This window comes from Alicyclobacillus hesperidum subsp. aegles, assembly GCF_027923525.1.
GTDB classification, from domain to species: Bacteria; Bacillota; Bacilli; order Alicyclobacillales; family Alicyclobacillaceae; genus Alicyclobacillus; species Alicyclobacillus aegles.
The window spans coordinates 34,921-58,668 of sequence record NZ_BSBJ01000002.1; the positions used below are offsets into that span (position 1 = coordinate 34,921).

At 55.0% G+C, this 23,748-nt stretch carries 23 protein-coding genes and 2 riboswitches; of the genes, 11 read left to right on the forward strand and 12 right to left on the reverse strand.

The genetic code is table 11. The features are described 5' to 3' along the window. Nucleotides 1-164 precede the first annotated feature (164 nt). Entirely contained in the window at nucleotides 165-1,070 is a 906-nt protein-coding gene (locus QMF38_RS01020) for a LysR family transcriptional regulator (RefSeq protein ID WP_040289087.1), read from the reverse strand. A gap of 179 nt (nucleotides 1,071-1,249) precedes the next feature. Here QMF38_RS01020 and QMF38_RS01025 point away from each other — a divergent pair, with 179 nt between their 5' ends. The 6 genes from QMF38_RS01025 (at nucleotide 1,250) to QMF38_RS01050 (ending at nucleotide 7,603) form a co-directional block, all read left to right on the forward strand. Next, a complete protein-coding gene (locus tag QMF38_RS01025) occupies nucleotides 1,250-2,911 on the forward strand; it encodes an MFS transporter (protein ID WP_052012249.1) in 1,662 nt (553 codons plus the stop codon). Beyond that, complete coding sequence (locus tag QMF38_RS01030; protein WP_006446458.1) at nucleotides 2,908-3,555, forward strand: HlyD family secretion protein; 648 nt, start codon at nucleotides 2,908-2,910, stop codon at nucleotides 3,553-3,555. The genes QMF38_RS01025 and QMF38_RS01030 overlap by 4 nt, the downstream gene beginning before the upstream one ends. 156 nt (nucleotides 3,556-3,711) lie before the next feature. Beyond that, entirely contained in the window at nucleotides 3,712-4,839 is a 1,128-nt protein-coding gene (locus QMF38_RS01035; RefSeq protein WP_006446457.1) for a 5-methyltetrahydropteroyltriglutamate--homocysteine S-methyltransferase, read from the forward strand. A 74-nt stretch (nucleotides 4,840-4,913) separates the two neighbouring features. Continuing rightward, nucleotides 4,914-6,215, forward strand: coding sequence for a hypothetical protein (locus QMF38_RS01040; RefSeq protein WP_281758341.1), 1,302 nt, complete (start codon nucleotides 4,914-4,916; stop codon nucleotides 6,213-6,215). A gap of 98 nt (nucleotides 6,216-6,313) precedes the next feature. After that, nucleotides 6,314-6,787, forward strand: a complete 474-nt coding sequence (locus QMF38_RS01045; protein ID WP_040289085.1) for a GtrA family protein — start codon at nucleotides 6,314-6,316, stop codon at nucleotides 6,785-6,787. A gap of 25 nt (nucleotides 6,788-6,812) precedes the next feature. After that, nucleotides 6,813-6,879: riboswitch (Fluoride riboswitch) on the forward strand. 58 nt (nucleotides 6,880-6,937) lie between these two features. Next, the gene (locus tag QMF38_RS01050; protein ID WP_281758342.1) at nucleotides 6,938-7,603 is read left to right on the forward strand and encodes a TerC family protein; all 666 of its coding nucleotides are present in this window, start codon (nucleotides 6,938-6,940) and stop codon (nucleotides 7,601-7,603) included. Here the strand turns inward: QMF38_RS01050 and QMF38_RS01055 are convergent. From QMF38_RS01055 to QMF38_RS01070, 4 genes are all read right to left on the reverse strand, one after another. Next, a complete protein-coding gene (locus QMF38_RS01055) occupies nucleotides 7,517-8,017 on the reverse strand; it encodes a hypothetical protein (RefSeq protein WP_281758343.1) in 501 nt (166 codons plus the stop codon). The two genes, QMF38_RS01050 and QMF38_RS01055, sit on opposite strands and share 87 nt — an antisense overlap. A 76-nt stretch (nucleotides 8,018-8,093) precedes the next feature. Beyond that, nucleotides 8,094-8,453 (reverse strand): fluoride efflux transporter FluC, encoded by a 360-nt coding sequence (locus tag QMF38_RS01060; RefSeq protein ID WP_281758344.1) that lies wholly within the window; start codon nucleotides 8,451-8,453, stop codon nucleotides 8,094-8,096. Then, the gene (locus tag QMF38_RS01065) at nucleotides 8,450-8,860 is read right to left on the reverse strand and encodes a fluoride efflux transporter FluC (RefSeq protein WP_281758346.1); all 411 of its coding nucleotides are present in this window, start codon (nucleotides 8,858-8,860) and stop codon (nucleotides 8,450-8,452) included. Before QMF38_RS01065 ends, QMF38_RS01060 begins: the two co-directional genes overlap by 4 nt. A gap of 71 nt (nucleotides 8,861-8,931) precedes the next feature. Further along, nucleotides 8,932-8,993, reverse strand: a riboswitch (Fluoride riboswitch). Between the two features lie 220 nt (nucleotides 8,994-9,213). Further along, the gene (locus tag QMF38_RS01070; RefSeq protein ID WP_281758347.1) at nucleotides 9,214-11,190 is read right to left on the reverse strand and encodes a TOMM precursor leader peptide-binding protein; all 1,977 of its coding nucleotides are present in this window, start codon (nucleotides 11,188-11,190) and stop codon (nucleotides 9,214-9,216) included. A 226-nt stretch (nucleotides 11,191-11,416) separates the two neighbouring features. Here QMF38_RS01070 and QMF38_RS01075 point away from each other — a divergent pair, with 226 nt between their 5' ends. The 3 genes from QMF38_RS01075 (at nucleotide 11,417) to QMF38_RS01085 (ending at nucleotide 12,809) form a co-directional block, all read left to right on the forward strand. Then, nucleotides 11,417-11,545, forward strand: coding sequence for a hypothetical protein (locus tag QMF38_RS01075; RefSeq protein WP_269744870.1), 129 nt, complete (start codon nucleotides 11,417-11,419; stop codon nucleotides 11,543-11,545). A gap of 19 nt (nucleotides 11,546-11,564) precedes the next feature. After that, a complete protein-coding gene (locus tag QMF38_RS01080) occupies nucleotides 11,565-11,699 on the forward strand; it encodes a hypothetical protein (protein WP_272942621.1) in 135 nt (44 codons plus the stop codon). A gap of 207 nt (nucleotides 11,700-11,906) precedes the next feature. After that, nucleotides 11,907-12,809 carry a DMT family transporter gene (locus QMF38_RS01085; protein WP_281758351.1) on the forward strand — a complete coding sequence of 301 codons (903 nt, stop codon included), beginning with the start codon at nucleotides 11,907-11,909 and terminating at the stop codon, nucleotides 12,807-12,809. Nucleotides 12,810-12,839: 30 nt separating this feature from the next. On the opposite strand, the gene QMF38_RS01090 is transcribed toward QMF38_RS01085, so the two are convergent. Continuing rightward, a complete protein-coding gene (locus tag QMF38_RS01090) occupies nucleotides 12,840-13,421 on the reverse strand; it encodes a biotin transporter BioY (RefSeq protein ID WP_281758353.1) in 582 nt (193 codons plus the stop codon). A gap of 102 nt (nucleotides 13,422-13,523) precedes the next feature. Here QMF38_RS01090 and QMF38_RS01095 point away from each other — a divergent pair, with 102 nt between their 5' ends. Both QMF38_RS01095 and QMF38_RS01100 read left to right on the forward strand, forming a co-directional pair. After that, nucleotides 13,524-14,381: an energy-coupling factor ABC transporter ATP-binding protein gene (locus QMF38_RS01095; protein ID WP_281758355.1), complete on the forward strand. Its 858-nt coding sequence runs from the start codon at nucleotides 13,524-13,526 to the stop codon at nucleotides 14,379-14,381. Next, nucleotides 14,362-16,026 (forward strand): ATP-binding cassette domain-containing protein, encoded by a 1,665-nt coding sequence (locus QMF38_RS01100; protein WP_281758357.1) that lies wholly within the window; start codon nucleotides 14,362-14,364, stop codon nucleotides 16,024-16,026. The genes QMF38_RS01095 and QMF38_RS01100 overlap by 20 nt, the downstream gene beginning before the upstream one ends. Before the next feature lie 120 nt (nucleotides 16,027-16,146). Here QMF38_RS01100 and ptsP read toward each other — a convergent pair whose 3' ends face one another. Genes ptsP through QMF38_RS01130 form a run of 6 tightly spaced genes read right to left on the reverse strand, consistent with a single transcriptional unit; the run spans nucleotide 16,147 to nucleotide 23,251 of the window. Further along, nucleotides 16,147-17,859, reverse strand: coding sequence for a phosphoenolpyruvate--protein phosphotransferase (gene ptsP, locus QMF38_RS01105; RefSeq protein ID WP_281758358.1), 1,713 nt, complete (start codon nucleotides 17,857-17,859; stop codon nucleotides 16,147-16,149). Nucleotides 17,860-17,873: 14 nt separating this feature from the next. Beyond that, a complete protein-coding gene (locus QMF38_RS01110) occupies nucleotides 17,874-18,134 on the reverse strand; it encodes an HPr family phosphocarrier protein (RefSeq protein WP_006446445.1) in 261 nt (86 codons plus the stop codon). Then, on the reverse strand, nucleotides 18,118-19,293 hold the full coding sequence (locus tag QMF38_RS01115) for a mannitol-1-phosphate 5-dehydrogenase (RefSeq protein WP_281758360.1): 1,176 nt from the start codon (nucleotides 19,291-19,293) through the stop codon (nucleotides 18,118-18,120). The genes QMF38_RS01110 and QMF38_RS01115 overlap by 17 nt, the downstream gene beginning before the upstream one ends. Beyond that, a complete protein-coding gene (locus tag QMF38_RS01120) occupies nucleotides 19,290-19,721 on the reverse strand; it encodes a PTS sugar transporter subunit IIA (RefSeq protein WP_281758362.1) in 432 nt (143 codons plus the stop codon). Before QMF38_RS01120 ends, QMF38_RS01115 begins: the two co-directional genes overlap by 4 nt. Nucleotides 19,722-19,729: 8 nt before the next feature. Continuing rightward, nucleotides 19,730-21,766, reverse strand: a complete 2,037-nt coding sequence (locus tag QMF38_RS01125; protein WP_281758385.1) for a BglG family transcription antiterminator — start codon at nucleotides 21,764-21,766, stop codon at nucleotides 19,730-19,732. Between the two features lie 12 nt (nucleotides 21,767-21,778). Continuing rightward, nucleotides 21,779-23,251 (reverse strand): PTS mannitol transporter subunit IICB, encoded by a 1,473-nt coding sequence (locus tag QMF38_RS01130; protein WP_281758363.1) that lies wholly within the window; start codon nucleotides 23,249-23,251, stop codon nucleotides 21,779-21,781. Nucleotides 23,252-23,748 lie beyond the last annotated feature (497 nt).

The window sequence follows — 23,748 nt, forward strand, 5'->3', positions numbered from 1 at the left end:
AGGGGGTTGCACAGTTAGATAGGAACAATATGCGGATGTAAAAGCCGACACTGGTGTTAGCGGTTGCCCATGGCGACGTAGGGTAGACCTTCCGCCCCAGCCATGGAAGGGCGTACCAGATGTTGTCAACCCTTGTCTAGCCTCAACTCTTCTATCCCACTTATTCAACCAAACTCGCGAACTAGTCGTTTGGAGACATCTTGAAAATAGGCAAATGCGAAGACACGGAATCGCTCAGCTGCTGTCGAGAAGTAGCGTCGCTCCGACCAAGCAATACCCAACTGCCGCTGGCAAGTAGGTTCTTCGATGCGCAACCGGTGCGAGGCGCGTTGCGGCCACTCTAGCCAAGTGAGCGCCGGAACGAATGCGACGCCAAGACCTTGCTGCACGAGTCCTGCAATCACGTCCGGTTCGTCACCAGCAAAGTGAATATGCGGGACAAATCCAGCCTCGCGACACAGCCGATCCGTCAATTCGCGAAATTCATAGCCTGCATTCATGCTGATGAAAGGTTCATCCTTGACCTCCGCAAGACGAATGGATTCACGTACCGCCATCGGGTGATTGGGAGGAACGATAAGGAATATCTCCTCCGTTAGTAATGGTTGCCACTTGATATCGATGCCCTCAATGGGTGCGGAAGATATACAAAAGTCGACTTCTCCATTTTCAATCTGGCGCTTCATCTCGGGTGCCGATTCAAAAAACTGGCGAAAACGGACGTCTGGATGGCTAGCCAGAAACGCACCAAGCAACCCTGGCAGGATTCGTGGCGTCGAGACGGCAAGTGTGACAATGTCTTCGTTGAGCCGAGCGAGATCGCGAATTTCGCGCTTGCCTTCATTCAGTTCCACAAACGCGCGTTGAACGCGCGCCAAAAAGGCTTCGCCATATGCATTCAAGCGGATCTGACGGCCGGTGCGGTCAAACAGCGGAACCCCCAAATCTTCCTCGAGCCGGGATATCGTCTTGCTCAGTGATGGTTGTGCGATTTGAAGCTCCTCGGCGGCCTTGGTCATGTGCTGTAAACGAGCAACCGTTTGGAAATACTCTAATTGCAAAAGTTCCACCCAAATCCCTCTGTTCTCCAATCATTTATCCAAATCTATAATTAAATAGTCTACCATATATTTTACACTATATAAACAAAAAGATACAATAAACCCTGCGCTTGATGCCTCATGGGTACTACTCGATTTCCCAAATTTTTCAAAGCCAACAATTTGATTGTATCGAGAGGAGGTTTGGTATGAACCAATCCCCAGCAACGGGTTCCGGCGGAATTCATGGTTGGCGGCTTGTGGCGATTTGTTTACTGACGATGTTCGCCTTTGGCCCACAGTACGTATTAAACGTGTCGTTTATCTTAAACCAGGGTCTTATCCAAAATACGTTTGCCTCTGGCGCAAATGCGCTGACCGTGCCGTCGACCTTGTCCAATTTGGCGTTTGCTGCATGCGTTCCGGTGGGTCCCGTGTTGACCAGGAGGTTCGGTCTACGGCACACGTATATATCCCTGGTGCTCATGTTCTTGCTTGGTAGCATCATTGCCGCCATTTCACCCACGATGTGGGCGCTGGTCATCGGCCGTCTGTTACAGGGTTTGAGCGCCGGAGCCTTATTCTTAACCATTCTGCCAGTAAGCCTTATGTCGTTCCCGAATGCCATTCGCAATTGGTTCCTATTGCTCGCTATAGGCGGCCTTTTCGGGGCTTCTGCATTCGGTACGCTCTTTGGCGCGTTGACCATCAGCACGGACGCATGGCGCTGGCTTTTCGTGCTATGTGGCATCGCACCGATTTTCTGCTTGATCGTTGGGCTCATCGCTCTGCCTCGTGAACACGTGCATGAACATCATCAGCCATTCGATATCTGGGGTGCCGTCGTCCTTGCGGCAACCGTCACGGTGACCCTGTTCCCGCTGATTCATCTCAAAAACATGGGCATCGGATCGCTGTGGGTATGGCCATTCTTTGTTTTGGCAGCGGCGCTGTTTGCAACTTTCGTTTTCATCGAGTTGCACTCGAAGGCGCCACTCGTCCACTACCGGTCGGTGCGCATGCCCAAACAGATTTTTGGCTTCCTGATGGCGGTCATTAGTCACGTCGGCCTAATCCTTGCCCTCATCGGTGGCATCGAGTTTTTGCGCGCCATCAAAGGAGCTTCCTTTACAGACATCGTTCATTTTGCCGTCTGGTTTGTATGCGGAGTCGTGATCGTCGCCCTCATCTCGGTGTTTCTGTACGATCTCGTCGGCGCAGGCGCACTCGGTATCGCTGGCTCGTTCGTCGTCATGTTGGTGGCCTGGAAGTGGCACAACGCATCGGGTCACGTGTCGTATCCCATGCTTGCTTTTGAGTTTGCTGCTGCAGCGACCTGTATCGGCCTCGTTCTCATCGCAGGGGCACTCGGTACAGCACTCGCAGGCGATATTCACGAAGCGCGTTGGCGTTCCGGGTTTCTGCACTTTCACCGCAATCTGCTTGGCGCGCTCATCGCCCCGTTCAGTGCATGGTTCCTGACCAAAGACAGCGCGATTCAATACGAGCAACTGCGTTCTCACATCAGTCTGGCCGATCCGCTGGTCAGCGCACAGTTGGCCTCCATCACGCAGCGTCTCATGGCCAACGGCACACCACAGGCGCAGGCACAGCAACTTGCAGTTACCACAGTGTTAACCAATGCGCAGCAAGCGTCGCTACTCAGTGCACTGCACGGCTTATTTACCATCATGTTCATCGTCGGCTGTATGATGCTGGTCTCTTCCATCGGGATGGCCGCAACGGGCAAAGGCCGCGCCCTTGTACAACGCCAGAAACCGCTCACCGCACCGCAACATATCGGCGAATCCTTGCCGGCACCGACGCGTCACCACGCCGCAATTTCCAATGAAGGGAGTACACACGCATGAACATGCGACGGATGGTCGCTTTGCAAGTTGTTATCCTACTTGTTCTTGTAATCGCAGGTTTTGTCGGATATTACTTCTATAATCAATCCTCGACCTATATTAAAACGGACGATGCCCAAGTGAGTGGACAACAAATCGTGATTGCCGCACCGGCGGCGGGACAGCTGACGGCGTGGAATGGCAGTGTCGGCTCCACGTTCAGCAGCGGATCGACCGTTGGCACGCTGGCCGTCTCCACAGGTAAAGGCGAGGTTAACATGAATATTCCAGATCCGAGTTCGTCGACGATTGTCGACAATTTGGCGGTAAAAAACGAATACGTCTCGGCTGGTGAACCTCTTGCGTACGCCTATAACCTGAACGATTTGTATGTGATCGCCAATATTAAAGAGACAGACATCCGGCATGTCGAAGTCGGCCAAAATGTCGATGTCTATGTCGACGCCTATCCGGGGACGACTTACAACGGCGTCGTCAAACAAATTGACTACACCACTGCAGCCACCTTGTCGCCACTGCCATCCTCGAACACGAATGCAGACTATACCAAGGTGACACAGGTAATTCCGGTGGAAATTCAGCTGCAGTCGGGCACAGAAGGCCTGGCACCAGGCATGGACGTACGTGTGCGCATCCACCGCTGATCAAACCAAGACCGTTCGGGATCAGGGCTGCACGGGCCGCTTGCACAAACGGCTCGTCGGCCCTTTTTATATTGGATTGTGTTACGATGCTCATAGCGGAGCGCCTTACGGCGAATGCTCCCGATTACGGCCGGACGAGCCAGGTCGAGTTAGAGGATGATGAGTGTGCAAGAGACGAATCTACAAGGGCGTGTACGCCCACCTTTCCGTGCCGATCAAGTCGGCAGCCTGCTGCGCCCAGAGCGCGTGAAAGAAGCACGACAAAAGCGCTTGCAGGGCGAGATTGACGAAGTGGCATTGCATGCAATTGAGGACGAAGAAATCACGCGCCTCGTAGCCAAGCAAAAAGAAATTGGCCTAATTGCCGTGACCGATGGCGAACTACGCCGCTCCTGGTGGCACTTCGACTTTTTGGAGCACCTCGATGGCGTGCAAGGATATGAGCCGCAGGTGGGCGGCATTCAGTTTCACACAGTCACCACCCGCCCGCGTGCAATCCGCGTCGTCGGCAAGCTCGGCTTTAGCCAACATCCTATGCTGGATCACTTCCGATTTTTGCAGTCGGTCGCTGGCGGCCATCCCGCCAAAATGACGATTCCGAGCCCGAGCATGCTTCACTTTCGGGGCGAGATCGATCCGCAGGCATATCCGGATGAAGACCAATTTTTTGCCGATCTCGGCCTAGCGTACAAACAAGCGATTCAGGCATTTTACGACGCCGGTTGCCGTTACCTGCAACTCGACGACACCGCATGGGCATACCTGTGTTCCGACGAGCAACGCGCGCAAATCGTCGCCAAAGGGTGGGACCCGCAACGTTTGGAGGACAAGTACGCACAGACCATCAACGCCGCAGTACAAGGTCGGCCATCCGACTTGGCGATCACGATGCATATTTGCCGTGGTAACTTTCGTTCCACCTGGATTTCCTCCGGCGGTTATGAACCGGTGGCTGAGACGCTTTTCCAACGTCTCGACATCGACGGCTTTTTCCTTGAGTACGACAGCGATCGCGCCGGCGGCTTTGAACCGCTCCGCTTTGTCGAGCGCAAGTCTTTGCAAATCGTATTAGGTCTGATCACGAGTAAAACTGGGCAATTGGAAAGCAAAGACGAGGTCAAACGGCGCATTGAAGAAGCGAGCAAATTTGTCCCTCTTGAACAATTGTGTTTAAGTCCGCAGTGCGGCTTCGCTTCCACAGAAGAAGGCAATTTGCTTACCGAAGATGAACAGTGGGCAAAGCTGGCACACGTGGTCGAGATTTCGCGGGAAGTCTGGGGGTAACACAAGCAAGGCTCAGATCACGGCAGCAAAGTGTCAACGATGTGCGCAACCGTTCAACCTGGCGGTTGCGCACCATGTATATTTTTCCAAGTTGTGCACACTCTAGTTACATGCATGTACACGATCTCGGGCGCAGACGTATCGCTTTTCTTGGTGCATTACATCTTAATCTCATTCACCGGACTCGGCCTTGGGTGGCCATCGCCTGGTCCTGGTTCATGCCGGGGTTTGGCCATTTGTTACTCGGCCAATACTTACTGGGTTGGATCTTGTTTGCGTGGGAAGTGGCCGTCAATGTCGAAACGCACTTCAACATCGCCATTCTCGACACATTCACGGGACACTTTGCCGCAGCCAAACAGGTGTTAACCCACGAACAAATCGGCTTTTTGCTATTTACATATGGACCTATTTTCGCATTTGCTATGCACCACAGCTATCTGATTGCCAAAGATGCCAATCTCCTGACTGATATCGGACAAGGTGCCGCCCCTCCACTCGCCATGTCGATCCGCCAAATTGAGTGGAACTACTTATCCAAGAAAAACCCCGTTGTCGGCTGGCTGTGGTCGCTTTTGGCCCCCGGTGTGGGAGCCATTTACACACATCGCGTCTTGACTGCATTTTTTGAAATCGCTTGGTGGACGACCATTATCGTCAAGTCGAATATTCTCACCAGCATTGCGTATCTGACAACAGGGCAACAACAGATGGCCGTTCGGGTTCTCGATCCGGAGTGGACGCTTTTTATACCCTCGATGTTCAGTTTCGCGGCGTACTATGCGTACGTCATTACAGTCGAGCGCAACAAACTGTTTGACCGCGAGCAAGCCGTGTTTCTCACTTCACATTACCAAAAGAATTGGGCGTTTCCACTTCACAACAAAGGTGATGCGAAGCCTATGCGATTCGTCGCTTCGTTTGATCATTCCCTGCAACTTGAAGTAGCCCTATCCAAGCTGCAGCAGCTCCACCTGGGTCCAGAATCCGTATTGGCTGTGCCACTTGTCCGCCGTTCCGACGGGCCGCGTGCCGACACGGCAAATCACGCAGACCAGCGGGCATATTTTGACTTGGCGTCGCTCGCCGCCGCCTCCGGGTGCTTTCTTGGTACTGTCTACGGTTTTGTCTTGCCCCTCGGGCCGGTCGTATGGGGGCTCGGCGGGTTCGCCATCGGCTTCGCGATTGGCCTTTTCGTCAAGTGGATATGTAATCGCCGAAAGCGCCGCACGCCTTCGCTACCAACGGAAATCGTGGTTGTTATCGAGTGTGAGGAGGATGCGGCCCGACAGGTTGAACAAATACTTTGGTCACACGGTGCCTTTGCTCTGGCCCGGGTAGGACTGCATGAAACGCCAGGGCAGGATGCTTTGTGAACGTTTACCTTCACAAACCGACATGCCGACGCCGTGCGATCCATATATACTGTACACAGACAGACCGCGAAGGTCGCGGATGATAGGGGTCAGAGTCTGTGCACAAACTGCGTGTTTTTCGCCGCTACGTACGGCGTTACTGCAAATTTCTGCTGGTCGGCTTGATGAACGCGGCTGTCGATCTCGGCGCGTTGAACGTCTTGTTGATCTTTTTCCCGACGCGATCGTCATGGTGGCTCACCGTGTATAATACCGTTGGCGTTGTCGCGGCCATCGTCAACAGTTACATCTGGAACCGCTTTTGGACGTTTGCGGACGTCGCGAAGGGGAACTTTCGGGAAAAGTTGAAGTTTATCTTACAGTCCATACTGAATATCGGCATGAACGATGGCATTTTGGTATTCGCCAACGACTACTTGGTGACGCACCGCAACCTTCCGTATATAGTGAGCAGCAACATGGCTAAAGGAGGTGCGATGTTTATTTCATCGTCTCTTTCCTATTTCCTTATGCACATGTTTGTCTTCCGTCGCCACCGTCCGCTGCCTGTCAAACCCACAAGGAATGATTGAGCCCTTGGCGCATAAGCTAGTACTACAATTTGTTGGTGATGGAGCTCACCAGAACCGTCCACCTGACGTGGACTGATAGCCCCTACCCCGTGTTTCGGCATGCGGGTAGGGGCTTCTTGCTCATCAACCGATTGGGACGGGAGAGACATTATGGCGCCTTTCTTTAAGATTTTGCTGGTGGTCATTATCACGGCTGTCGACAATGCCTTACTCGCAGGGATCCTCATGCCATCGTCCCTGGATCGCGCAAGAAAGCGAGTGATTGGTGCCGTCGGTTGTCTCCTCGCGATCGCGCAAATCCTAGCCGCCGCCAGTGTCGATAGATTGATGCATCATATCGAGTTCCAAGTTCTATCGTCGCTACTTCTCGCCTGGATGGCGGTGCGACTCCTCACGACGGCTCCAAATAGCGGTACCGGGCGCTCACCCCATCTCCTCATCTGGCCCATCTGTCGGTTGTTCAGTTTAACTTTTATTGGCAATTTGGACAACATCATCTGGTTGGGATCAACGTTGCAAGGCAATCGCCTGTGGCTCATCGCCTGGTCCTTCGCAAGCATTCCGGTGTTCGTAGCCGTCTCGCTCTTCCTGGCCAAACAAATGGAGCGCCAGACTTGGATCCTGCCCCTGGGGGCCGCGATGATGGCGTGGGCGGCTGCCTCGCTCATCGTCGAACTGCCGGTCGTGAAAAGCGCGATCGAAAGCCTGGAAGACATACCGGCGACGACGCTACAATGTATCGTCACGCTCGTCATTTTGGGAATGGGGTTGTTGCTGCGAGCGATTGCGGGAAAGGGGAAGTCGCGGGCGCAATAACGTGCATATCCCAGCAAGTGCGGCGACAATGGCCGCCACGCCGATAGGAAGATGGCTCAATCCGGCCCCAAGACCCATGCAAAGGCTGGCTAGACACTGCGCGAGCCAAGCAGCCATGCGGCCTGCAAATGCAGTGTTCGCTACGGCTCGCATGTCTGTTGCCGAAACCACGAGGCGGTGCCCAAACAACCAACCACCTACGACACTGAGTGTGCATATTCCGATGGCGTGCGCGAGAGCGGAGGGCAAGGACAACCCGGCGTGCAACGCACTGATGCCGCCAAGCCAGAGACAGCCCGCGGAACTCACGGCAAACACCATGTCCACCCAACTGCGCCGTGGCCACCCGAATGCCGTCTCTGCATTGGATCCGGCTCCAATCAACGCACTTGCGAGCCACATGCCCCATTGCATCGCTGCCCCTCCGTTCCTCACATGGTTACATTACGGCAGGAACCATGTGATGGCGAGGGACAGGCGCCCCGCCAGGCTACAGCCAAAGTTGCACGAGCCAGGCAACGACGAGGCCCAGCCCAAGTGAACTCACGAGGTAGACGAGGGAAAGCATGCGATTTGTGCGAAACAATGTGATGGTGTCCACTGAGAGTGCGGAAAACGTTGTGAACCCTCCACAGAAGCCCGCGCCAAGCACGATAAACAAGGAAGGTGCAGTCACCGCAAACAGACCTGCGAAGATGCCAAGCAGTGCAGTTCCCAACATATTGATCAGCCAAGTCCCCCACGGGAAGGCGGATCGAGCGTAACCCCCAACCAGTCTACCCACTTCATATCGTGCAAGAGCACCGAATGCCGACCCGCAGGTGGTCAACCAGAGCGTCGTACCAATCACGCGGATACCTCCTCGGTCGGCTGTTTCGTCGCTTGCGTCAGAGTAGCCATCAGCCACTGTCCACCAAAGGCCGCAGCCGGGCCGCAAAGCCCACTTGCCAGTATATAGGTGAACGCAAGGACGGGTGCTTGACTGAACAAATGTAAACTGCCTTCAGCAAAGGTGGAAAATGTGGTGAATCCGCCCATGACGCCTGTACCAAGTCCCACGACCAGCCAATCAGGCCTTATGCGTCTGAACGCTGTGTGCTGAATGACGCCTAACAAAAACGAGCCGGTGATGTTAATGAGCAAAACATCAATAGGGAACTTCCCCCAGCCCCCCATACCTTCACTGATCAGCGCTCGTAGTAGACCCCCGATGGCACCGCCCAGAAAGACCGCGGCAATCCGCTTCCATTCCTGCATGCGAATCTCCCCCCAAAGTTCTTCCGCACACGAAAAAGGCCCCTGCAAACCACCGATTGCAGTGCAATCGGTATGTTGCAGGAGCCATCAGCCCTCGCGGGCGGTTTTGGTGAGCCCCATCACCACTTGATTAGGCTCATTATACTGGGGAACTGTCTTGTCTGCCAAGATGATTATCATGGCGCATTATGCTGCGCCATGTTCGACATGCAGAGGCCATTTCGCTTACGCGGTATTGATACATCGTATGCGGCTGGACGCATTTTGCGAAGCCCTATTGTGCCTCTTGACGCGTGATGGCCACGTGTCAAACAACGCCCGGGGGCCAATGGACGAGGCGACCAACAACCGCATTACGAAAACGGATGACTGTCCGGATTCAAATCGTCTTCTGTTAATATGCGCGTGGCATAGCCCAGACGATAGGATAGCTCAAACAGCCTTGACAACCCTCGTACTCGTTGCAGACCATATCCCCATGTGATCGGCGTCATGCCCGGAATCAGAACCTTGACCGCAGAGAGTCCGACGTATGATAATTCCGCGCTCGTTTGTTGAAATACGACAACGTCGAACCCCCGGTGATGTAAATCGCGAACAACGGCGTCGAGGATAAGCCGAATGTCTCTGGAAGCCAGTTGATACCGATTAGCTGCAGTCATATACGTTTCCTCGACGGATTGCACAGGCCTTTGCCTAGTACACTCCAACAGAAACGCCCAACGCGGGTACGCCTCAGGCAACGCTGCCACGGCATTGTGGTCGAGAATGTCCCTGATAGTGCGCGGATCCTTGAACATCGCCCGGGCTTGATTGCGCCTTGCCTCTGATGAACGGCGCAGATTGAACACTTGTACTGTCAGTTCGCGCAGTGCACCATGAACGGCTTGATAAGGGTTTGCGTGGCACGCCGACCCGCTGACCACTTTCGGGTATTGGTGCAAGCGATGGATACCCACGGCACACACGACTGGTATATCGAGATCGGGTGATAATTGAAACAGGCGTACTTCGTAGCCCATGTCATCCAATATGTGGAGCATATGTGCCGTTTGCGCGGGACAATGAGCGCCTATGGTCAATTCGGGAACTGGCTGTTTTGCGTACCACATGTTCAAGAATCCATCCCGCTCAAGGACTTCGAAAATTCCGTGGAGTACGGCCTCTTCTACACTTCCTCCGATTGCGCATCCATTCGACGACTCGGTGACAAACCGCCTTTCATCGGCGGTTGGCCCATAATAGGCCATTTGCTCAGGGATGAGGACTGGTATGTTCTGTCTCGTCGAATAGGCCCAGACCCACGAATACTTCTTTTCTTCATCAAAGGGCTCTAAAAATGAATACGTAGATGGTAGCAACTCGTAGCAATGTAAACCGAAACGCGACGGATGTATGGCATTTTCCGCGAGCTCCGCATACCTGCCAAAGACGATAGGCTTTCGATTTACCGCCTGAAATCCGCAACTGCGTTCCAGCACTTCCAGCATGGCAGATTGCCTTGCGGCGGTGGGTGTCGGACCAGAACCATAGCCGGCAATCTCCGCACCGCCAGGCGCATATATGAACGCCGCGGCCTGAGCGAACGCTGTATCGTCGCTGTGCTCATGAATAACGGAGATGTAGCCCACCTCGGAGTGAAAGAACATGCGCTTCAGCTGTTCGTAATCAATGTTCTTCACCCGTAACGCCTCTTCGTCGTCGAGCGGACATGACGCAAACTGAAGTTGTGCAAGCGCGGGATAATCATCCGGTATGAGCCCGCAACGCGGGCAATCGTGATTCGGAAGGACGGGAACCCACTCGGCATTTTCGTCGCTATATACACAAACGTGTCCCCGTGAATGAGGCATTCCCTCAGGTTGCAGAATAGACTGTATTTCTTGCACAACCAAATTGAACAGCCTTTCCATTGCCATTGCCGACATCTCGAAAGGCTCTGCCAATTCCTCTATCAGCGTGCCACTTTGTTGGCCAAAGAAATGTTGTAGAACACTACGCTCAAAGCTGTTTTCCCACCGCAACTGTAAACACGTCGCACAGCCTGGGACGCCCGGTGTTTCGAGTGGACCCAAGAAAGCAGTCGTTCCTCGCCCAAGCACAGGCAGGACGGGAATCTGCAACGACCTGCACTTGTCCAGCACCGACCGTTCAAATTCCGAGAGCATATCGGACGCCAGGATCACGAGTTGTACGTCAACCTGTTCCAATTCGTCGAGTGAGCAGTCATTCAGAATGCCAGTCCCACTCGATTGATGGGCTAGCTGCTGCCAGGTCGCAAGCAACTGCGGACCTAATATAGGGCCGTTATGAAATAGCACAATACACATCATATCTCCCTCATCCGAACCCATCATCGGCAACAATGTTTCTCTGAAAAAACCGATTGATGTTCGAGTCAGGATGCACTCTATGCCATTACCCAGTAGAAGGTGTCAATGCTGCGCGTATCTTTTTGCGCGTGGAAATGTGCTCCTTACCCCCTCCATCCGCCCTGCTCTGTCATTTGTTTCATGACATAACCTGCACCATGTCGGGTTCAAGGGAGGGATTGCGATGTACGGAACCTTTGGCGGATACACACGGTGGGCTGTTGTATTTCTGATTATCTTCGTGCTGTTCTTCCTGCTCGTACCGGGCTATGTTGGCGGCGGCTCCTGCGCTGGCGGTGCAGTCGGCTATTGATGAAAAGGGGGAAATCTGCGTGTACGATGGAGGCGCCTTTGGGGGATATACCCGCTGGGCTGTTGTGTTCCTGATCATCTTTGTCCTGTTCATTCTGCTGGTTCCCTATTGGGGCGGCGGCGGTTCCTGCGCTGGCGGAGCAGTAGCATATTAAGATGGATGGTTGCAAAGGCGGCGGGATGGTTCTCCGTCGCCTTTTTGTATTCGACGAAAACCACATGGTATCGAAGATCCAAGTCGGCATCTATATACACTCACCCTGAACGTTTACCATTTCACTTGGACCGATAAATGCCATTTGGCTTCCTGTGCGGCCAGCGCTATCATAGATGGGTATGTCACGCGGGAGGAGTGGTAACCCATGCGAACCCATGGCGCTCGCACAGCATGGATGGTCGCGTTTCTTGTGACCGCTTGGGGCTTTAATTGGCCGTTATCGAAAATGGCCCTGGCGTTCACGCCACCCATTTTGTTCTCGGGCATGCGTACGCTTGCCGGAGGCATCATCCTGCTTATCGTGGCCAGGATCACCCGCCCTGGGCAGTTAAACCTTCGGAAAAACTGGTATATCTATCTCATTTCCAGCTTGTTTAATATCATCCTGTATTACGCACTTCAGACGATTGGGTTAGCTTATCTGCCATCAGGCCTTTTTTCCGCCATCGTCTTCTTACAACCCATGCTCGTTGGCATCCTGTCCTGGTTATGGCTTGGCGACCCGATGCACGCATGGAAAGTAGCCGGCCTCGTGCTCGGTTTCGTAGGTGTCGGCGTCATCAGCCTCGGTAGTCTTAGCGGCGTGCACAGTTCCAGCATCGGCATCATCTTGGCCGTGGCGACTTCCGTCTCCTGGGCGATTGGCACAGTCTACGTCAAAAAGACGTCCGGCCTGGTCGATCCGGTATGGCTCGTCGCCATCCAACTGGTTATCGGCGGCATGCTGATGAGCGGCATAGGCAGCGCCATCGAACCACTGCAGTCCATTCGCTGGACCGGTGAATTCATCGCGCTGTTCGCCATCATTTCCGTGATCGTCATCGCTCTCGGCTGGCTTGTTTATTTTACGCTTATTGGCTCCGGCGAAGCCACGAAGGTTGCCTCTTACACGTTTCTTATTCCACTCATCTCTGCCTTTGCAAGTGCGTTGCTGATGCGCGAGCCGCTCACACTATCGCTCGTCGTAGGCCTCGTTCTCGTGCTCGTGAGCATCTACTTCGTGAACCGCCCCGCACCAGCAGTGAAAGAAAAAGCATCGACGCAATGAACAAAGGGGCAGGCATGTCGCCAGCCCCAATCACAATTTGGTTGCCTCGACGAAACGGTCGCCGCCGACAATGCGCTCTGTCGGGTAGACACGACGCACGCGTTGCACGATGATGGCACCTATTACGGCCTTCACAAAGTCCCCCGGCAAAAAGGGCCACATACCGCCTGCGAGCGCAGACCCCCATGGCTTAAGCGACGGCACCGCATGTCGCAGCCAAAGGACACCCGGAATATAACAGATGCAGTCGCCTAGAAAGAATAACACGAGGACAAGTTTCCACCACTCTCCGCGCGATCCCGCTGGCATCCGCTGCACCACGAAGCCCGCGAAAAACGCGCAAAACGGCCATCCCCATATGTAACCGGCTGTTGGTCCGAGCAACAGGCTTGGCCCGGCGTGGCCACCGATCAACGGAAGCCCTGCGAGATCGAGCACAATCAACAAAACAAACGTGAGTCCACCATACCACGGGCCAAGTAAGGCACCACACACCATGATCACAAGTGTCTCCAAGGTGATAGGAACAGAACCAATCGGCAACTGAACTAGACTTAGAACGGCAAACAATGCGACAAACAGGGCACAGAAAATCAATCCACGAAACTTCATGCATCGCTCCCCTTTGCAAAAATCTAATTGTTAACCTAGTATATATCACAGGTTAACAATTGGCGCTAGATCCAATATTCCTGCTGACGAGGAACATGAGCGATGAAATCTGTAGCAATGTCTGTCGAATGGGAACGCGTCGTTGTCAGACGCGTCGGCGCAACGCGCGACGTCCTTTGTGACGTCTCGTTTGCGATTAAGGCCGGCCAAGTGGTCGCCGTCGTCGGTCACAACGGCGCCGGCAAGACGACATTGGCACGCGTAATGACAGGCCTCATCCCGATTGCAGCCGGGGCTGTGAAGGTCTTCGGACAACCTCTCGCGACACAGCGCAGGCACGTGCAAATGGGATTTCAGCCACCTGGTACCCAGCTCCTCGGTGCCACGATTGCAGAGGAACTGGCCATTGCCCTGGCAGCACGTCCTTCTGAAAGAGGGGAAGTGGAAAGCGACGTTCGACACATGCAAGCGGAGATGCACGCACTATGCCGACGCTTCGGCCTCGACTTGCCACTGACCACCCCAGTCCATCACTTGTCCGGCGGCCAAGTGGCTCGGCTTTGCATCGCCAGTGCCATAGCGTCAGGGGCTGACATTCTCGTGATGGACGAAACACAAGCCGAGCTCGATCCCGCTGCTCGACAAGCGATGCGTCAGCTCTTTCGCGATCTCGCTGAACAAGGCAGGACGATCCTGCTCATAACCCACGACATGGAAGACGTGTTAGCCGCCGACCGGGTGCTCGTACTGGAGGCTGGGAGATTGGTTGACGACTTGCCCGTGAGATCGTTTTTCTATTCGGAGCGAGGCGCCGCGACGCCTTGTCAACAGCATGGCTTTGAGCCGCCATTTCTCGTGCGCGCCGCGCGATCGACGAATCAACGTCTAGGCTTGCGTCTCGCACCGGTTACCGAGATGGAATGGACGGAGGAACTGCAACATGTACTTGCATGCCGCTAAGATTGGCGTCGATCGCGAAGGCAAGCAGGTACTTCGCGACATCTCGTTGGCGGTTGGACCTGGAGAATGGATCGTGCTCGCAGGTGCCAACGGTGCGGGTAAATCGACCCTGCTCGACGTGCTGGCTGGGATGATGGAGCCAACCAGCGGACAAGTGATCTATGGCGAAATGCCGCAATCAGGCGGTACAATTCGTGCAAGCTATCTTTATCAGTCGCCGGAGACAGGGCTCTTCGCCGCAACGGCAGTGGAGGAGTTTGCGTTTAGCTTACAGCGGCGGCGAAGCGAAGTCGAACAATTGTGGGCCGATATCCGCAATGACCATCTTAAACCGCTCGGACTCGGGCACGTTCAGCCGGTGGATGTGCCTTTGCGCTGGAGCACAGGCATGCAACGCAAGTTTGCGTATGCCCTGGCTAAGGCCAGCCAGCCGCCGCTTTTGTTGCTCGATGAGCCGACGGCCGGCCTTGACGCAGACGCGCGGCGTGCATTGCTCGACGCACTGGCGCACCACGTCGAAGCCGGCGGGTCTGTCATTGCGGCGACACACGATCTCGACGAGATGCTTACCTTTGCAACGCGCGTGATCGTGCTCGCCAGTGGAAGTATCCAGTTTGATGGACTGGGGCGCGATCTGGCTCGCCACCCGGAGCTGCTGCTGGAAGCTGGTATTGGTCTGCCCCCGATGCTGCGCGTGGCGGCCCACCTACACGCGGCAGGCCTTATCGCGGACATGGGGCTGTACGATGCCGACGAGATGGCAACAGCCGTGTGCCAAGCTGGCAAAAATGCCGAAGCTGCATGCTCAAGTATAAGTGCACGCGGGTTGGAGGCTTCGGGCATAGGATCTGAACGGCAAGAACCTGTTTGCCTGCCTGCGAATGTTACAACGGAAAAAAGTGATCTCGGGCATCCGATGAGTCGATGGCTGGCGTTAACTGCGATGACAGTGACCATCGCACTTGTTCATACGCGTCTCGGGGACGCCGTAGCGGTTGTAGCTACAGCTATCATGCTGGTTATGCTCCGGGCATCTTGGCGCATGACGCTGCGGCTGAGTAGAGTTTGGGTAACCTTTGCGCTCCTCGCAAGTGCCATCGCCGGGATTGAACTTGGGCCGCCATTTCATGTGCAATGGGCGTTTCACTTCGTTGCATTTTTGCGCACACTGCGTTACGTCGTACCCTATTGGTGCTTTCTTCAACTCGGACAATTGTTCGTCAGCGACTTCACGCCTTTGGCGTTTGGCGCAGCCATTCACGATATCCCAAGGCGCCTTGGTTTACCTGTTCATTGGTGCCGCGTGTGCGGCTGGACAGCAACCTTAGTCTGTCGCTTCATTCCAGCCATCGATCAGATGTACCGCTTGCAACTCCGAGCCTATCAGGCTCGCACGCTCACTTGGGACAAACGGAATATTCATCGTCTGCCGTTCGCCGCACTGCAAATTGCCAATGTGCTCTCACCGTTTTTGATTCGTTTATTACGCGTTGGCGAAACAACCGCAGACGCGATGGCGGCGCGAAGCGTATTTCATATCGGGTTCCCTGCCGACAGTTACCGGCCTTCACGCATGGATAGACGAGATGCTTTGACGCTGTTTACAGGGCTTGCCTTGGCGAGCGCAATTGTTCTTGGCCGATAGGGGGTATCGAGTAACTGGTATGAAGACAAAGAGGGTTGGACGGCTGCCTTGAATAATGGCGCAGCTGCGATATTAAAAGGCTGGGCGAGGCCCAGCCTTTTAATATCGTTTTTTCGGAAATCACGCCCAGATTTGCACTTTTTTCAACACGTCTTCCTGACTGTCGAGCTCCAAGACCTCAGCGGCCAACGTCTGCGCCTCATCCATACGTAAGCCCCGGATCCGTTCACGGACTTTAAGAATGGAACCGGCGCTCATGCTGAACTCATCGAGGCCAAGGCCCAAAAGTACGGGTACGGCGCTCAATTCTCCGGCCAGTTCGCCGCACATGCCAACCCACTTGCCATGCCGATGTGCCCCGTCGATGACCATCTTGATCAGCCGCAAAACGCTTGGATGCAGAGGCTGATACAGATGAGAAATACGTTCGTTCATGCGATCGCAAGCCATCGTATACTGAACGAGATCGTTCGTGCCAATCGAGAAAAAGTCGACTTCTTTGGCGAGCAAGTCCGCCGCGACAGCCGCCGCAGGAATCTCAATCATGATCCCAATCTCGATATTCTCGTCAAAAGGTGTGCCCGCCGCTCGCAACTCGGCTTTCACCGCTTCAACGCGCGCCTTTGCCTGCCGAATCTCTGTAACGGTCGAGATCATCGGGAACATGATGCGCAACTTGCCATAATGCGAAGCCCGCAAGATGGCCCGCAATTGCGTGTCAAACAACTCTGTGCGGTCCAAGCACACGCGGATTGCGCGGTAGCCAAGGAATGGATTTGCCTCCTTTGGCAGGTCGAGGTACGGTATCTCTTTGTCCCCGCCGACATCGAGCGTGCGTACAATGACAGGTTTGCCTCCCATCCGTTCGGCAACTTCGCGATACGCCGCAAATTGCTCTTCCTCAGAAGGCGCGTCCTGGCGATTCATATACAGGAATTCGGAGCGGAACAAGCCAACGCCCTCGCCCCCATTGTCAAGCACTGCCGCAACGTCCGCCGGGGTACCGATGTTACCAGCCAACTCGACGCGGCGGCCATCAAGAGTCTGCGACGGCTCGTCCTTCAGTGCCAACAGACGAGCTTTCGCCTCCGCTTCCCCCGCCGCGCGGCTGCTGAACGAAGCCTGCTCTTCCGGATCTGGTTCGACAACGACGAGCCCGGCCGCACCATCGACGGCAATGAGCTGTCCCGCCTGCACATTGGCTGTGATCTCGCCCAAACCCACTACAGCGGGGATGCCGAGCGATCTCGCCATAATCGCGGAATGCGATGTCCGCCCGCCAATGTCCGTTACAAATGCGCGCACCAGCGATGCATCAAGCTGAATCGTGTCCGATGGCGCCAAATCGTTGGCAACCAGCACAACCGGCTCTTGAATATCGGCCAACGAACTTTGCGAACTGCCTTGTAACTTCGTCAGTAAGCGCTGGCTGACGTCCTTGATGTCTGCCGCGCGCTGGCGCATATACTCGTTGTCCATTTGCTCAAACAGCGCAATCAACTGCTTCGCAACCTGATCAAGCGCAAATTCGGCGTTAACCTGCTCCCCTTCGATCACGCCGCGGATGGCGCCGGCAAATTCAGGATCCTCCAGGATCTGAATGTGCGCCGTAAAAATCTGCGCATGCTCGGCGCCGAGTTTCGCGTCGGCCGTTTCCCGCAGCGACTCAAGTTCACCTTTGGCAGCCCGCAAGGCGACTTCCAAGCGTTCAATCTCTGGGCCGATAGGGACGCCCCGCCGCTCCTCGACTGCCTGTACCGAAGTCGAGAGGACAAAGGCAGGCGCAATGGCGACGCCGTCCGACGCGGCAATACCGGTAAAACGCGTTCCCACGTCTGACACCCGCCTTATTCGCCAAAGCCGCTGGCAACCAAGTTGACCAGCGCTTCGACAGCCTGTTCGGCGTCGGACCCTTCAGCGATGATTTTGATGGTCGTCCCCTGGCTGATGGCGAGCGTGAGCAACCCTAAAATGCTCTTTGCATTGACGCGCTTGCCCTTCGCTTCGACGAAGATCTCCGATGCAAACTTGTTCGCTTCCGCGACAAACAACGACGCGGGCCGTGCGTGCAGCCCTGACGGATTTTTCAGTTCAACTTGCCGTTCCATCCCAGATGCCTCCTTGAATTCGTTCATATTCCCTAACTATTGAGGCTACCACAGTTTCATCGGTGCAGCCAGCAATTTGCGCGATGGCCCGGCTGACCCCATGCTCCTGAATCATTTGCTGAACCTTCTGCGCCGATTCATCTTGCTCGTTGTCGTAGCTGAGCGCAAATGCGATCGCGCTCGTGAGCGCTGGCGCCTTCCGCCCTGCCGCCATCGTCAATCGCAGTGGCCCAAATAACCGGTCCGAAGCCGCAAGTTTACGCAACGGATCGCGCCCGACGCGATCGACGTGATCGACCACATGTGGATTCAGAAAACGCGTGCGCACGGTATTGGCATACTGACGCAAGCCTGTAAGCGTCAAATCGGGGTAGGCGCTCGTCAGTCCCTGTGCCGCCTCCTCCTGAACGTCGGCAACCAGTTGCGCAATTGCGGGATCTTGCATCGCCTCTCGCACGGTCTGATGTCCACGGCGATAGCCTGCATAGGCCGCCGCGGCGTGAGCACCGTTGACCAAATACAACTTGCGCTCTAAGTATGGTCCCAAATCGCGAACAAACGTTGCCCCTGACAATGCCAACTCGCCGCGCACCGCTGGCTGCTCGATGTCCCACTCGAAATAGCGCTCGACGACAGCATCGAGTGGCTCGACTGCATAACCATCGCGATTGGGCGCGATGCGGTCAACCGCCGCATCAGGGAAGCCGACGTGTCCGTCCAACCACGTCCGGACTTCGTCGTCGACGCGCTCGTAGACGAGATCGCGCAACGTCGATGTCGCTCGAATTGCGTTTTCACAAGCGATCACGTTGAGCATCGGCTCAGGATTGCGCTGCATCCGACGCTGTAAGCCGTCGGCGAGCACGTCAGCTACATGCACCAAGTTGCCCAGGCCGACCGCGGTGGTGACCAGATCAGCGTCCACCAGTTCTTCTCGGCACGCTTCCGAGCCAAGCAAAACGGCACGTACACCCGCAACTTCCTTTGTTTCAATCTCTGTATCTAATGTGATCACGCGATACGATCCCGCAGCCGCCAACTGTTCGACCAGCGACGGCACGACGTCCGCGAAGACCACGTGGTATCCATTGTCACACAACACCATGCCGATGAATCCTCGGCCAATATTGCCTGCACCAAAATGCAATGCCTTTTTCATAACGTACCACCAAGCACGGCCATCACTTCTTCGACTGTCTGCGCCCGTACCAACTTTTCGACGTTTTCCTCTTCCATACAAACAGTCGCAATTTGCGACAACACTTCCATATGTTCTTCGCCGCGGCCAGCAATACCGATGACCAGCTTGGCAACATTCCCGCCGCCAAAATCGACTCCATCGGGATATTGGGCTACGACAATACCAGACTGTTGAATATACTGAACGTATTCAGGCATGCTGTGCGGAATCGCCACCTGGTTGCCAATGTACGTCGTCATCGACTGCTCGCGCAGAAGCATGCCTTCCACATATGGCGCTGCAACATAACCGTTCTCCACCAACTTGTTGCCAACCCGCGCGATGGCGTCCTCTTTACTTTCAGACGGAACATTGAGCAATACATTCGAAACTTGAAGGACTTGCATGTGTCTGTTCACTCCTCATGGTTGTACATCGACGTCAACATTTCTCTTTGCAAGCCGTCGATGTCGAAAGTTCGCAGCGCGTCGACGAGGTCGTCATCCGTAACCAATGCTGCGCTCAGTCTCCCCAGCAGTTCTATCACTTCTAACTCTTCGTCTATCTTTGCCAACAGGACAAGCACAGTATCAACCTGCTCTTTCTGCACACCCACCCCCTTGACGGCAATCGCCTGCTTCAACCGATACACAGCAATATGACAATCTGTCAGTGCGTTTGAGCGAGCGTGCAAGACGGCGAGTTTCTTTCCGGGCAAGACAATGCTTCCCAAGCGCTCGCGTTGCAAAATCGCCTGTTTGACGCCAGCGGCATCGACTGCATGGCCGACTTGCACGGCATCCTGGGCTGCTCGTTCAATGACGTCCGCAAGTCTTGCACCTGTTATCTCGCGCAAGAGGATTTGACTGCAAATTCGCTCGGCCACGGAAAGCGCACGATGCAAATGCCGTGCGTCCAACTCACTCGCCTCGGTCCGGCGCGGACCGTCCGTCTCGCGTTCAAGACGTGAAATCAATTGCTCGATTTGCTTGACATCGGTTGGGGGCAGAAACGGAGAGACGACCACGACAGGCAAATCCATGCCCTCGATGGCTGTCGTCGCAACGACGAAGTCACAGCCCGTCTCCTGCAGTGAATGTAGCGATTCGATACCGACAACCAGGACATTCGGGAACTCCTTTTTCAAACGACTGGCAAGCAACTGCGCCGAACTGATGCCATTGGGACAGACAATGCGCACGTGCCACACGCGCTCGGCCAATTGACGTTCGTACGCCGCAGCCAAATGCATGGTCAGATAACCAATTTCTTCATCCGGCGCAACGATGCCATAGCGTCCAAGCACCGCCCCACAGGCTCCCCTTACTGCCTCGAAAAACCCAGGGTATTGGCGCTTGACCTCGGACAACAGTGGATTGCGAATACCAAGTCCCGACGTCATGCGCTGAATGGCAGGTTCGAGATGTTGCGCAACACCGGCGAGAAGTTCGCGATCTCCGCTCAGTGAAATCTGCAATTTCGCCTCCAATTCACGCGTCAACTGATACGCCAGATCCATAGCCGTCAGGTTCATCGGCAGAAGCCGCACATCTTCAGCGATCCGCACCTTGGCGCCACGTAAATGCTTCGCCAAGTAGTGTACCTCGGCTGGTTCCGGTGGCAGTTGCGGCAATACGCGGCGCAAAATGGCTCGACAGACGACCTCGTCTTGCGATTCATCTACGTTCTCGCCAAGCTGATCCGACAAAGCGCCTCCTTGCTCGATGCGTGCGCATGCAAGCAACACGTGCAACAAGAAACTGTAAAACGCCGCTTCATCGAGCGGCGGCGAAACAACTCGTAGTTCTTCCTGCAGCACCGACTCCACATCGGCCAGGCGTTGCGGTGCAAACCAACGTTCAAGCCAAGGATAAAACGGATGTCGCATGCGTTTTGACGCATCCGCGTGCATGAGCTTCATCAAATCAATGGGTGAGATTTGTGCGTGCACGAGTTCGGCGAGTGCTTCCCGACGGCGCTCTTCGTCCCCTGTCACCTCAACTCCATAGCCTTGGCGGCGGATCATGTGCAGTCCGCGATCGCGCAACCATGCCGCAACATCGTTTAGCTGATGACTCAGGCTTGCTGGCGTTACCCGCAGTTGCTTGCCCAAATAAGCGAGCTTCATCGGCCCTTCTTCCATGAGTAAATCGAGGGCGACAAAGACTTCGCGGCTTTTGGGCGTGATCGCAAGCGCAGTCGGTAGTTCCCCAACCGCCGCACGCATGCGCTCCATTCCCGCAACTGCTCCGGTCAATGCAATTTTGCCGTCCGCAGTTTCGAGGTGCAGCCCAAACGTGTCAACCCAACTTTGGATGGCTTGGAGGTCGCGATGCACGGTGCGCCGACTCACGTCGAGTCGGCGCGCCAATCCATCTACATCCATGCCTTGTTCGCTGTCAAGGATCAGATAGAGTATGTGCTTTTGTCGGTCGGTCAGTGTGCTGGCCATTCGCACCTCGCATCACTTCTTGAGTTGGTCAAGTTCGGTTACAAACGCATCGTACGTATTCTTGTCTAAGAAGTTGTTCACGATGTAGATCTTCGCGTTCGGCGCCACTTGGCTGGCCCGCGTCGCGAGACTGCTTTGTGTAAAGACCACCTTCGCGTCGACGGGAAGCTGATTGACTGGCACGTGATCGACCGGAATGTCGTAACCGGCTTCCTTTAGTCGCTTCTTGAGGATCGAAGCACCCATCGCACTCGAACCCATACCTGCTTCGCAGGCAAAAATAACCCGACTCGGAATACCTGTGAGCGTTGTTGCCGCGCCAACTGGTGCTGCGGTTGCAACCGTCTGGGTCGCAGTTGCGGCCTGTGCTTTGCTTTGCGACTTCATGTCGCGAACGATGTCTTGGGCCATCGCCAAAGCGTCATCGCTGAACTCGTCCTTGGAGCGGCTGAGGAAAAACGACGCGACAATAAGCGAAATGGCGGCACCGACGAAAATGCCTGCAAGCACTGGGAAATAGCCGCCTTTTGGCGTCATTGCAATTTCGGCCAAAATGCTGCCTGGCGATGGGGTTGCAACCAGACCAGCGTGCAACAACATGAATGTCGCATCTGCACCCATCCCACCGAGAATGACCGCCAGAACGAGTACCGGCTTCATCAGGATGTACGGGAAGTACACTTCGTGAATGCCGCCAAAGAACTGAATCAAAATGGCGCCAGGTGCGGATTGCTTAATGGTGCCTTTGCCGAAAATCCAGTATGCAAGCAGAACGCCAAGTCCCGGGCCTGGATCCGTTTCGAGCAGGAAGAAGATAGACTTCCCTGTTTCTTTCGCCTGCTGCACACCAATCGGCTCAAGAATGCCGTGATTGATGGCGTTGTTCAGAAAGAGAACCTTGCCGGGCTCAATAAAGAGAGCAATCAACGGCAACAGGTGAATATGCGTAATCCAAAGTGCGGCAGCCCCCAACGCGGTCGAGACAGCATCCATAACCGGCTGTACGACCAAAAAGCCAAGAATGGCGAGACCGCCACCGATGATACCCGCGGAGAACGTGTTGACCAACATCTCAAAGCCAGCCTTGATCCGATCTCCGAGCATACGGTCAAACTGCTTAATCAAATAGCCACCAAGCGGCCCCATGATCATAGCACCGATAAACATCGGCTGCGTGGCGCCGACCGCCACGCCCGCCGTCGCAATGGCACCGACGACCGCGCCGCGGTTGCCATGCACGAGGCGACCACCCGTAAAGCCAATCAAAACTGGAATCAGGAACGATACAAACGGAGATACGAGTTCATCAAGCTTCGCGTTTGGCGTCCATCCGGTAGGAATAAAAAATGCCGTAATCAAGCCCCATGCAATAAACGCCGGAATGTTTGGCATGACCATGCCGGCGAGAAAGCCGCCAAACTTCTGCATGCCCGCACGGGCCTTGCCAGCTTGGGCGACGTTCTGAACCACTGCCTGACTTGCCATGTGTGACCCTCCTTTGAGCTGAAATCGCTTTCCGGTTAGAACTATACGAGCCTCTGAGCGCGCGGGCAATCAAAAGAAATTCAATGCTGACACGCCGCTCTGTGACAAATGTTAATATCGCCTTTGTTTCGGGGAAGTTTCGAAGCGAGTCATGCAGAAATTTGTCGAAGCGCACCAACTTCATTTACCCACATCCATGGGCTTGTCCACGTTCCAAAGGCCACACAACCGTGTGGCCTTCCTCTCAATACGCAGCGGCCGTCCCAGCGTAGGGAACCAACAGGATGAAAAGGACAAAGATGATGAGGAACACAACTGCCCAGCGGGTGTATGCTCCAAAGCATTCACCGTACATTGCGATTGCACCTCCTCGCCGCTGATGCTAGATCGTATTCGATCCACATAGCAGCTTGGGAGGACAGGTGGCGGGTAGCAACGGTCTAAATTGACAGCGTCCCCTTTTGGCGATACTGTGATCCTGTTGTGCCTGTCATATT

Bases quoted from the DNA above. Each gene is read 5' to 3' on its own strand.
- QMF38_RS01030 (WP_006446458.1), top strand. From the start codon at position 2,908: ATGAACATGCGACGGATGGTCGCTTTGCAAGTTGTTATCCTACTTGTT.
- QMF38_RS01100 (WP_281758357.1), top strand. From the start codon at position 14,362: ATGTACTTGCATGCCGCTAAGATTGGCGTCGATCGCGAAGGCAAGCAG.
- QMF38_RS01055 (WP_281758343.1), bottom strand. From the start codon at position 8,017: ATGCAATGGGGCATGTGGCTCGCAAGTGCGTTGATTGGAGCCGGATCC.
- QMF38_RS01075 (WP_269744870.1), top strand. From the start codon at position 11,417: ATGTACGGAACCTTTGGCGGATACACACGGTGGGCTGTTGTATTTCTG.
- QMF38_RS01090 (WP_281758353.1), bottom strand. From the start codon at position 13,421: ATGAAGTTTCGTGGATTGATTTTCTGTGCCCTGTTTGTCGCATTGTTT.
- QMF38_RS01115 (WP_281758360.1), bottom strand. From the start codon at position 19,293: ATGAAAAAGGCATTGCATTTTGGTGCAGGCAATATTGGCCGAGGATTC.
- QMF38_RS01095 (WP_281758355.1), top strand. From the start codon at position 13,524: ATGAAATCTGTAGCAATGTCTGTCGAATGGGAACGCGTCGTTGTCAGA.
- QMF38_RS01125 (WP_281758385.1), bottom strand. From the start codon at position 21,766: ATGGCCAGCACACTGACCGACCGACAAAAGCACATACTCTATCTGATC.
- QMF38_RS01085 (WP_281758351.1), top strand. From the start codon at position 11,907: ATGCGAACCCATGGCGCTCGCACAGCATGGATGGTCGCGTTTCTTGTG.
- QMF38_RS01065 (WP_281758346.1), bottom strand. From the start codon at position 8,860: ATGCAGGAATGGAAGCGGATTGCCGCGGTCTTTCTGGGCGGTGCCATC.
- QMF38_RS01050 (WP_281758342.1), top strand. From the start codon at position 6,938: ATGGCGCCTTTCTTTAAGATTTTGCTGGTGGTCATTATCACGGCTGTC.
- QMF38_RS01025 (WP_052012249.1), top strand. From the start codon at position 1,250: ATGAACCAATCCCCAGCAACGGGTTCCGGCGGAATTCATGGTTGGCGG.
- QMF38_RS01070 (WP_281758347.1), bottom strand. From the start codon at position 11,190: ATGTGTATTGTGCTATTTCATAACGGCCCTATATTAGGTCCGCAGTTG.
- QMF38_RS01035 (WP_006446457.1), top strand. From the start codon at position 3,712: ATGATGAGTGTGCAAGAGACGAATCTACAAGGGCGTGTACGCCCACCT.
- QMF38_RS01120 (WP_281758362.1), bottom strand. From the start codon at position 19,721: ATGCAAGTCCTTCAAGTTTCGAATGTATTGCTCAATGTTCCGTCTGAA.
- QMF38_RS01040 (WP_281758341.1), top strand. From the start codon at position 4,914: ATGTATATTTTTCCAAGTTGTGCACACTCTAGTTACATGCATGTACAC.
- QMF38_RS01130 (WP_281758363.1), bottom strand. From the start codon at position 23,251: ATGGCAAGTCAGGCAGTGGTTCAGAACGTCGCCCAAGCTGGCAAGGCC.
- QMF38_RS01110 (WP_006446445.1), bottom strand. From the start codon at position 18,134: ATGGAACGGCAAGTTGAACTGAAAAATCCGTCAGGGCTGCACGCACGG.